Annotated in this window: 2 protein-coding genes; both read left to right on the top strand. The window is 38.8% G+C overall.

Annotated elements, in window-relative coordinates; all coding sequences use genetic code 11:
* Positions 1-285 precede the first annotated feature (285 nt).
* Entirely contained in the window at positions 286-2,922 is a 2,637-nt protein-coding gene (locus AB1414_17760; GenBank protein ID MEW6609261.1) for a calcium-translocating P-type ATPase, SERCA-type, read from the top strand.
* A 148-nt stretch (positions 2,923-3,070) separates the two neighbouring features.
* Positions 3,071-3,303: helicase-related protein (locus tag AB1414_17755; GenBank protein MEW6609260.1), on the top strand; the 233-nt coding region annotated here is incomplete at its 3' end.

Genomic DNA, 3,303 nt, shown 5'->3' with positions numbered 1-3,303 from the left:
TGTTTCCCACAATCAATTTCTACCTATTTCTATAAATTTCAATCTATTTCTATTATCTTATCTCCATATCTTCCTTATCTCCTTATCCCCCTTCTTACACTTCTAATGTATAACCTGAACGGTTACAGATTTTTTAATAGGGACTCAATAGTTAGGTGATATAGGGTTTTGAGATATATTACCATAGTGTTAAACAAATGTCAACAATTATTGTTTTGAAATCAGAAATTCTCGGTGGAAAACTTTCAATTGACATCTGCTCCGAGAAGTAGTATAATATTAATTATGGCACAAGAGATTTCCAAAATAACTCAGTTAATCCCACCACCCCTTGAAATGCCCTATGCTAAAGAAGTAGAATCTATATTTACAGAACTTAACACCTCTAAAAACGGTTTATCTATCATCGAAGCAGAAAAGCGGCTTGAAAAATTTGGACTAAATATCCTTAAAGAAATTAAAAAAATCAGTCCTTTCACCATCTTCATCAATCAATTCAAAAGTTTTATTGTTGGAATATTGATTGCGGCTGTTGTTATTTCCCTTTTTATTCAAGAATACCTTGATGCCATAGTAATTGCGGGGATTCTTGTATTAAATGCTGTTTTAGGCTTTGTTCAAGAATATCGGGCTGAAAAGAGTATCGAGGCACTAAAAAAACTTATTTCGCTAAAAGCAAAGGTGATTAGAGGAGGCAAGGTCTGTGAAATACCTGCAGAAGAGGTTGTTCCTGGAGATATTTTAGTTTTAGAAGAAGGGGATAAAATACCCGCAGATGCAAGGTTAATCGAGGCAATAAATCTCCAGACACAAGAGGCATCTTTAACCGGAGAATCCACCCCGGTTGAAAAAGAAGCGATTTTATTAGCCGAAAAAATACCACTGCCTGAGCAAAAAAATATGGTTTTCTCATCCACGATTATCACCAGAGGTCGCGGCAAGGCAGTAGTAGTTAACACGGCTATGAATACCGAGATAGGAAGGATTGCGGAATTAATCCAGGAGGTAGAAAAAGGACTTACCCCATTACAGATTAACCTTAAGCAATTAGGTCAATGGCTGGGGATGCTAACTATTGCTATTTGTATCTTTGTTTTTGTTGCTGGGGCAATAAAAACAGGTAAATACATCGAAATGTTCATCACCGCCATTGCCTTAGCCGTGGCCGCTATTCCTGAGGGATTACCTGCTGTCGTTACTATTTCCCTGGCATTAGGCGTTCAGAGAATGATTAAGAAAAATGCCTTGATTAGAAAACTACCCAGTGTTGAAACACTTGGCTGCACCACGGTCATTTGCTCAGATAAAACAGGGACACTCACCTGTAATCAAATGACTGTAGAAAAAATATTTGTAAATGATGAGGTCATAAATGTTACTGGCAGTGGTTATTCTGTCAAAGGGACTTTCTCTAAACCGCCGGAGGAGTTATTGTTAAGAATAGGTGTTTTATGCAATGATGCCAATCTTGAGGGAGAGAAAGTCATTGGTGACCCAACCGAGGCAAGTTTAATCGTCAGTGCGGCAAAGGCAGGATTAATAAAAGAAGAATTAGAGAAAAAATATCCACGGGTAGCAGAAATCCCTTTTGATTCTAAAAGAAAGATGATGACTACTGTCCATCAAATAGATAATAAACTCTTTGCTTATACCAAAGGAGCACCAGATATTATTCTTGAAAAATGCCGCCAAATCTACATCAATGGCAAAATAAGGAAATTAACAAAACAAGACGAAGAAAAAATCCATAAAATAAATGAAGGGTTTGCTCAGGATGCCTTACGCATCTTAGGATTTGCCTTTAAAGAAACCCAGACGACAAAACCTACGGAAGATGATTTAGTCTTTGTCGGGTTACAGGCGATGATTGACCCGCCAAGAGAAGAAGTAAAAGCCGCCATAAAAAAATGTGAAACCGCTGGCATAAAAGTTGTGATGATAACTGGCGACCATAAATTAACAGCAATGGCAATCGCCAAAGAATTAGAAATGACAGGTAAGGCATTAACCGGTAAGGAATTAGATGAGATTAAAAACCTGCATAGCATAGTTGAAGAAGTCAGTATCTATGCCCGGGTTTCTCCAGAACATAAAATGCAGATAATCGAAGCATTAAAAAAGAACGGCCATATCGTGGCGATGACCGGGGATGGGGTAAATGATGCCCCGGCTTTAAAAGACGCAGATATTGGAATTGCAATGGGAATAACCGGCACGGATGTCGCCAAAGAGACCTCTGAGATGATTCTCAGGGATGATAACTTCGCCTCTATCGTCAATGCGGTTGAAGAAGGAAGGACTATCTACAATAATATCCAGAAATTTGTCACATACTTACTCAGTTCTAATTTAGGTGAGGTATTTACCATATTCACCGCGATAATGATTGGTCTGCCCTTACCTGCAATAGCCTTACAAATCTTATGGATAAATCTTATGACCGATGGCTTACCCGCTTTAGCCCTTGGCATAGACCCGCCGGATAAGGGGATAATGTCCAGTCCGCCGAGGAAAAAAAGAAAAAAGATTGTTTCCATCAGACGATTTGCCTGGATGGTGTACATTGGGATAATAATGATGCTCTCTACACTGGGAATATTTTATCTTTATAATCCTCAAGAAAATCTTGATTATGCTCGAACAATAGCATTTACCACCTTAATGATGCTTCAGATGTTCAATGTTATGAACTGTAGAAGTGACCGCATCTCGGCATTTAGAGGTTTATTTTCAAATATGTGGTTAATATGGGCGATATTAAGCTCGATTATTTTACAAATGGTGATAATCTGGACGCCGTTAAGGGCTATATTCCATACCACCACTATCTCATTACTTGATTGTGGTGGTATTCTCTTAATCTCATCTTCAGTTTTAGTTTTTGGTGAGATAATGAAGGTAAGCAGGAAGATTTTTTCGTAGGCGGGTCAAAGGTGTCTACTTTTATACTTCATTGGGAAAAGTTTCGACCTGTGCAGATAGTGCTCTGTCTCTACTTAATTGATAGATAAAGCCTCTTTCCCCTCCCTTTAATCCCCTCCCCTCAGGGGAGAGGGTATGGTGAGGGGTAGTGCTTCTACAAGAAGTAACCCCATCAAATCAAATGCGACGGGGCAATAGCGCTTCTCGGGGAAAAAATCTCTCCACCTTAATCATTGAATCAGGCATAGACATACCTACGGTCAATACGATTATTATTAATAATGCCCAGCAGTTTGGTCTGGCACAACTTTATCAATTAAGGGGACGGGTTGGTCGGTCAAAACATATGGCTTATGCCTATCTTTTTTATCCAACAGAATT

This window comes from bacterium, assembly GCA_040755795.1.
Lineage (GTDB): Bacteria > UBA9089 > CG2-30-40-21 > CG2-30-40-21 > SBAY01 > JBFLXS01.
This window is presented reverse-complemented; position numbering and strand designations above follow the sequence as displayed.